This window comes from Chamaesiphon sp. OTE_75_metabat_556, assembly GCF_031378165.1.
Taxonomy (GTDB): domain Bacteria; phylum Cyanobacteriota; class Cyanobacteriia; order Cyanobacteriales; family Chamaesiphonaceae; genus Chamaesiphon.
Genome location: NZ_JANNDR010000035.1, coordinates 1 through 6,600 on the forward strand (window position 1 = coordinate 1; position 6,600 = coordinate 6,600).

The following is a 6,600-nucleotide window of genomic DNA, read 5'->3' on the forward strand; positions in this document are numbered from 1 at the left end:
TGGTGGCATTGATTAAGTTGTCGATCGAATCAAGTACTCCTCCCTACCCGTAACCATTCCAGTGTCAACGAAGAAAAAGGGGTTAGAGGGAGAAAGTTAGAGTAAATTGAAGAAATGGAACAAAAGCCGCAGCTAGATAAAATAGGGTTAAGTACAGCAGATTGGGAAGGAACCCCAATCGCAGTACAGCAGCTAGTGCAGGCATTATTAGCAGAAAATCAAGAATTAAAAGCACGCTTGAGTCTCATCGAAGAGCAAATCAAGCAAAATAGCCAAAACTCATCAAAACCACCATCAAGAGATGGATTTGGAGCAAAGTCCAAGGTCAAAAAAGCGAAAGGGGAAAGAGCCAGAGGTGGTCAGTTTGGACATCCAGGACACGAGCGGAACTTTCACGAACTCACAGAGAATAGTGAAATTCACGAACATGTTCCGAGTAGTTGCCGCGTGTGCTCCCGTAGAACTAGAAGGAGCAGATCCTCAGCCGTATCGTCATCCGGTAATCGAAGTACCGCCAATCGCTGCCAAAATTACCGAACATCGACTACACCAATTAGATTGTCCTCATTGTGGCGAAACGACCAGAGCCAAATTGCCGTCGGAAGTATCCGCAGTGGGATATGGAGAAAGGTTATCAGCATTAGTCACCTGGCTGAGTAGCGATTATCGTCAAAGCCACGGACAACTACAGCAACTACTAAAACAGTTATTAGGGATTGAGATCTCCGTCGCCAGTATCAATCGACTGCGGCAAGAAATGAGTCAGGCACTCGAATCAGTAGTAACGACCGCCCATGAATACGTCCAATTGCAATCACAAATTCACAGTGACGAAACCAGTTTCAGTCAAGGGAATTGTGATGGTCACAATCCCAAGCAGCGGCAAGGATGGTTATGGGTAGTGGTCACAAAGTTGATGAGCATCTTTGAGGTCAGCTTAAATCGGGGACAAGTTACTGCCAAACAAATGATTGGAGAGCAATATGCTGGGATTGTGATTTCCGACCGTTACAGTAGCTATAACTGGTTAGAAGTCGAACAACGACAAGTTTGCTGGGCGCATCTGAAACGAGATTTAACGGCAATTGCTGAGCGTAGTGGTGTCTCGCAAGCGATTGGTGAAGCTTTACTCAAACGTCAGCAACGATTGTTTCGATGGTGGCATCGAGTCCGCGATGGCACGATGAATCGTGCTGATTTTGAGCTGGCGGTAGTCGCTTTGCGCCAAGGGTTTAAAGCCGAACTCGAATCAGCAGTCCAATTACCTATTGGTCAGAATGAGAAAACACCTCTGGCGAAAACGGTACGGACTTGCGAGCAGTTACTCAAAATCGAACCAGCACTGTGGACATTTGTGCATATTCCTGGTGTCGAACCGACTAATAATGCTGCCGAACAAGCTTTACGTCAGGCAGTCATCTGGCGGCGGACTAGCTTTGGTTCTCAATCTCTGGCTGGGAGTCAATTTGTGGCGCGGTTACTTTCGGTAGTGACTTCCCTCAAAGCTCAACAGCGTGATGTTTGGGATTTTCTGACTTTGGTTTGTCAAGCTGCTCGCTTCGATTTACCCATGCCTTCTCTGATTCCTCTGGATTGTCACTTTCCTTAAACCTCTACAACCCGCATTCTCTGGTTCCCCCTTAAAGCTTTACCAAACAATTAAGCTCCAGAGGTCAAGTGGCTAGTTATCAACTATCAACGATCGACTATCAACGATCGACTAATCGATCTCCTTTGTGGATCGTCAGTAGTAGAATTGTCAGCATGGGAAAATCCCTATTATTTCTAGATCGATACTATCCCAACTCCCAACTCTACCCCGATCGAGATGCCCAATAAAATGCCGACTCACAAGTCCAAATTACCCAAGGCCAACATCCAGCAGCAAAAAAAACGCCGTCGCCGCATCCTCGCTGGTACTGGAGTCGCCGCATTGTTAGCGACTGGCGTGGCGATCGCGATCGGCCGATTATGGTCGGGGACTGGGAGTAAGCTCGATACCAGTAATGGGGTGAGTTTATTGCCCCAGGATACTTTGGTGTCGATCGCGGTGGCAACCGATCCCGAACGCTGGCAGAAATTTAGTGAATTTGGGATCCCTGTCAGTCGGGGTGTCGTCGAACGCCAACTCGCCAAATTGCAAACTGACTTGCTGGGGAATTATGGCTATGATTATCGCCGCGATATTCAACCGTGGATTGGCAAACAAATCCTGATCGGTTATCTCAATAATCCTGGCGCATCCGGTAAAGCCGATCGTGGCATTCTCGCCGATCGTCAAACAGTGGCGATTTTGCCGATCGCCGATCGCGGTGCCGCCCAGCGGGTCGTCGAACAGCATCAAACCCCGATCGATGCCAATTTAGTCGAAAGTAATTATAAAGGGGTGTTAATTCGGGAATTTAGGCGCAAAACGGGGACAATGGCAATCGCGATCCTCGATAATTTCGTGGCAATTGCCACTGATCGCGCCAGCCTGCAACGCGTTGTCGATACCCAACAAGGTGGTAAATCGATTTTGACAGTACCGGGTTATACCAAAGCCCTCACTGAAATCGAAATCGATCGTCCCTTCGCGCAAGTATATGTAAATATTCCCGTGGCTACGGCGGTAGCAGCGGCAAACTCGCCCCAAACATTGGCAGCGGACAAATTAGCACAAGCGCAATCGCAACAGGGCATGGCAGCCAATGCCACCCTAGCGGCTGAAGGCATCGCCTGGAAAGGGATTTCTTGGCTCAAACCCAATCCCAAACAAAAATTAGTCGTCGAAAACCAAGCCCAAAATCTGGCGACCAATCTGCCAGCTAATACCCTGATCATGGTTTCTGGCGGTAACTTACAAAGGTTATGGCAAGACTATGTTCGGAGTTCCGATACGAGTCCCCTCGCACCCATCAAGCCGACCGACTTAGTCAAAAATTTGGATAATTTAACCGGACTAGATTTGGAATCAGAGATCCTCAACTGGAGTAAAGGCTCCTTTGGCTTGGCGATCGTCCCCAAACCCGATCAAGTCGATGCCGAGCTGGGGGCGGGCTTAGTCATCATCCAACAAGCCAGCGATCGATCTGTTGCTGAAAAATCCTTTGCCAGACTCGATCATCGGATGGCACAGCAAGGATTTAAAATCGCTAAAGCCAAATTAGGAAACCAAGACCTGATTAATTGGACTACACCCCTCGGTAGTGTTGCTGCGACTCACGGCTGGCTTGACAATCTGGCATTCTTGACTTTGGGGGCACCAGTAGCGAGTACTTTTGTACCGCAACCCCAGCAAAAACTTGCCGATAGTGTTCAGTTTAAACAAGCGACTCGATCGAGTCTAAATCCCCACAACGGTCAATTTTTCATCGATATCGATCGGACGATTAATGCAGGGAATTTACCCTTACCCTATCTCTCGCCAGAAGTAAAAGCCGGATTTCAAGCGATGAGCAGCTTGGGTGTCACTAGCGCGATCTTAGATGAAACTAGCAATCGGTTCGATCTATTCGTCGGCCTCAAAAAAGTGCCAGGGGTCGCCAAACTCCCCATCGCGCCGAAAGTAATTAAGTCATTACCCCCGCCGAGTAAATCCCCCAGCCCCGCCACAAAAACCGCTCGTTAGTCTTGCATTCATAGTCAAGTTAGGGATAGTTACCAAGGTAACTATCCCTTTTTTTTACAGTGATATCAACTATCAACTATCAACTATCAACTATCAACTATCAACTATTCCCGATTCTTACTACTCTGCCGTGCCTTGAGAATATGAAAAATCGATGGTGCTAGCGAGATAAACATAATTCCTAGCGTAATTGGAATCAGATATTGGTCGATCTGTTCGGCGGGGATACTCTTGCCCAAAAAATAGCCCAGCAAGGTCAAACCCACACCCCAGCACAGACCACCAACGACATTGTATTGCATGAATGTCCGATAGCGCATGGCGGCAATCCCCGCCACAATCGGCGCAAAAGTCCGCACGAAGGGCATAAATCTCGCCAGAATAATTGCGGTTTTACCTTGCTGCTCGAAAAATGCTTCCGCCGCAACTAAATGCTTTTTCTTAAAGAACTTAGAATCTGGTTTGTCAAATAATTTACGACCGAATCTTTTGCCAGTATAGTAACCGACACTATCACCCAATACTGCGAAGACAAAACAACCAAAAGCCATCACCCGAATATCTAGTCCGGTTTTGGCCAAAGAGCACAAAAATCCGGCAACAAATAGCAAACTGTCTCCAGGGAGCAAGAACCCGACCAATAATCCCGACTCAGCAAAAACAATCCCCCACACCAAGGGATAACCAAATGTCTGAATTAATGCTTGTAAATCAAAATGCATGTTAATCTAAATCCTCACTCAAACTTTATTCTTGGCAATGTCAGCGTTGTCGTACCTTGACTCTAAATTTGACCGATGGTTGCCATGTGGCTCGATCGATAGATTAGACCTCCTGCGAAAGTCCGAGATTAATCGACAGAACCTATATTTGTCAGTGTATTCAACCATTCTTTTAGTATTAGTAAATAATCCTTGAAATGGTTGATGTTAAACGATCTATCAAATACTTTCGCAGGAGGTCTATTGACACTCGATGTCTCGATTTGGTTCGACAGATGATGTTGTCAGGGCATAGTTGGCAAGATGAAGAATGACAAGAGGGGACGATCTCTAAAGCAATTGCCGTGAGGATCTGAAGACGATGTCAGTTCGGAATTGATAGCTAACTACAAATCGCCGATCATGACAAGTATTATATAAACTAAGTACATTCGGCTTCAGGCAATTGATGTAAAGTGCGACAACTGTTAGCGATGCGATTGAGCTAATTGTCCCACTAAGCCGATCGTTGCGCTACCCAAGAGCGGCCAAATTGGCTCCAATTGCCATCGCCATAGCAATACCGCTGCCAAGACAGCGATCGAGAGCGATTGCCCGTCACCAAGCGTACTCATGCCCAGGCGATAAGCCACAACTACAATCGCTCCCCAAGCGGCAGCATTGACCCCATCCAACCAACTCCGAAACCAGATCGATCGGCGTAACGGGGGTGCCCAATAGGTCGCAAGACCGACGAAACCAAAGCTAGGCAAGAAAATCCCCACAGTCGCCGCGATCGCGCCAGCATGCCCTGCCAGGAGATACCCAATGAATGTTGCTGTTGTAAATAGCGGGCCAGGGGTAACTTGACCGATGGCGATCGCATCTAGTAGTTGATTCGAGGTCAGCCAGTGAGTCCGATCAACCAATTCCGGCTGGAGAAATGCTAACAAGACGTAGCCCCCGCCATAGATCGTCGCCCCCATTTTCAGGAAAATTCCGAAGACATCTACCCAGCTCGGATGCGTTGCGATCGCTGGGACGATCGCCAAAAGTGGTAATTCGATCCTCGGCAAAACGATGATTGACAATCCCCCGCGCCAGTCGCGCCAATGTTGCCACCCCAGCACCCCAAATCCGGCCAGTAACAGCACGACGAAGGTATTAACACCCAAAACCCCCAGTAGCCCGATCGATCCCATTCCGGCCACTCCGGTCGGGAGATTTTTCAGTGCAGAGGGTTGCAATTTCCACATTGCTTGGATCGTGAGCACGACAACTACCGGCTTGATGCTATTAAAGATCCCAATGAATGCTGGTAGCGTCTGGACTCGATCGTAACCGATCGCCAGTAGCCAGACGATCGCCATCGCGGGCAAAATAAAACACACCCCAGCAATAATTAAGCCCCACCAGCCAGCCCGCAAATAACCGATATAAATCGCTAATTCGGTCGAACTCGGCCCTGGAATCAAATTCGTCAAGCCAATTAGATCCAAAAATTGCTCTCGACTAATCCACCGCCGCCGCGTCACAATTTCTGCTTCTAGCATGGCAATATGCGCCGCTGGCCCTCCAAACCCGATCGTTCCTAGCTTCAAAAAGACACCTGCTAATTCAGTTAGATCGGAGCGTAAGAAAGGCATAAAAAATGAGTTGTGATAACTGATTTAAATCTCGTCAAAATCGATATTTTCATACAAATCGGCGATCGATAGTTGGAGATCGAAACTACTCAAGGTCAAAATTGTATTCGGATCGGTATATTCTGACAGCAACCAGCGATCGGGAGCAGGCGACAAATTTTTCACTCCGGTCATAGTTTTGTGTCGATTTCGATCAAACAGTCCTAAATTTTTCCGTTAAGTCAATTTTTCGATCTACAGTATTGCAGTTAAATTCACAGCACCATCGATCTATTTTCAGATCGATCTACTGCAGATTCCTCCGTCTCAGCATCAATTACGACCATTTTACCAATATTGTCTTCATGCTTAACTAGCGTTGGCGGTAGCCTACCGTAGGTAATCGCTCTTTTTACTCCTATTTTAGCAATTTCCACCAGTTGTTTCGATTGTTCTCGTCGGCTCTCCTCTGAAAACAGGGTAAAATGTAGCGATCGCTACATTTTACCCTCATACTGGCTATGGACTTTCACCTGAATTCTCTTCTTGATTTGTCTCAAGCTACAGTTTTCACTTTTCCGAATATAGCTGATACACTGGAGAAACATTTGCCGGAGATTGCTAATTATTTCTTAAATAGAACTACGAGTGGTGTCACCGAAGT

5 protein-coding genes and 1 pseudogene are annotated in these 6,600 nt (G+C 47.2%); 3 read left to right on the forward strand and 3 right to left on the reverse strand.

The window, feature by feature from the left end:
* Nucleotides 1-114 precede the first annotated feature (114 nt).
* The 3 genes and pseudogenes from tnpC to RMO27_RS01690 all read left to right on the forward strand — a co-directional run bounded on the left by tnpC (nt 115) and on the right by RMO27_RS01690 (nt 3,610).
* Nucleotides 115-1,609, forward strand: a pseudogene (gene tnpC, locus RMO27_RS01680) (IS66 family transposase).
* Between the two features lie 68 nt (nt 1,610-1,677).
* The gene (locus RMO27_RS01685; protein ID WP_309728507.1) at nt 1,678-1,839 is read left to right on the forward strand and encodes a hypothetical protein; all 162 of its coding nucleotides are present in this window, start codon (nt 1,678-1,680) and stop codon (nt 1,837-1,839) included.
* On the forward strand, nt 1,829-3,610 hold the full coding sequence (locus RMO27_RS01690; protein ID WP_309728509.1) for a DUF3352 domain-containing protein: 1,782 nt from the start codon (nt 1,829-1,831) through the stop codon (nt 3,608-3,610). Before RMO27_RS01685 ends, RMO27_RS01690 begins: the two co-directional genes overlap by 11 nt.
* Nucleotides 3,611-3,714: 104 nt before the next feature.
* Here the strand turns inward: RMO27_RS01690 and RMO27_RS01695 are convergent, their stop codons facing one another.
* From RMO27_RS01695 to RMO27_RS01705, 3 genes are all read right to left on the reverse strand, one after another.
* On the reverse strand, nt 3,715-4,332 hold the full coding sequence (locus RMO27_RS01695; protein ID WP_309728512.1) for a VTT domain-containing protein: 618 nt from the start codon (nt 4,330-4,332) through the stop codon (nt 3,715-3,717).
* A 467-nt stretch (nt 4,333-4,799) separates the two neighbouring features.
* Nucleotides 4,800-5,957, reverse strand: a complete 1,158-nt coding sequence (gene chrA, locus RMO27_RS01700) for a chromate efflux transporter (protein ID WP_309728514.1) — start codon at nt 5,955-5,957, stop codon at nt 4,800-4,802.
* Nucleotides 5,958-5,981: 24 nt separating this feature from the next.
* Nucleotides 5,982-6,131: a hypothetical protein gene (locus RMO27_RS01705; RefSeq protein ID WP_309728516.1), complete on the reverse strand. Its 150-nt coding sequence runs from the start codon at nt 6,129-6,131 to the stop codon at nt 5,982-5,984.
* Nucleotides 6,132-6,600: the final 469 nt, after the last annotated feature.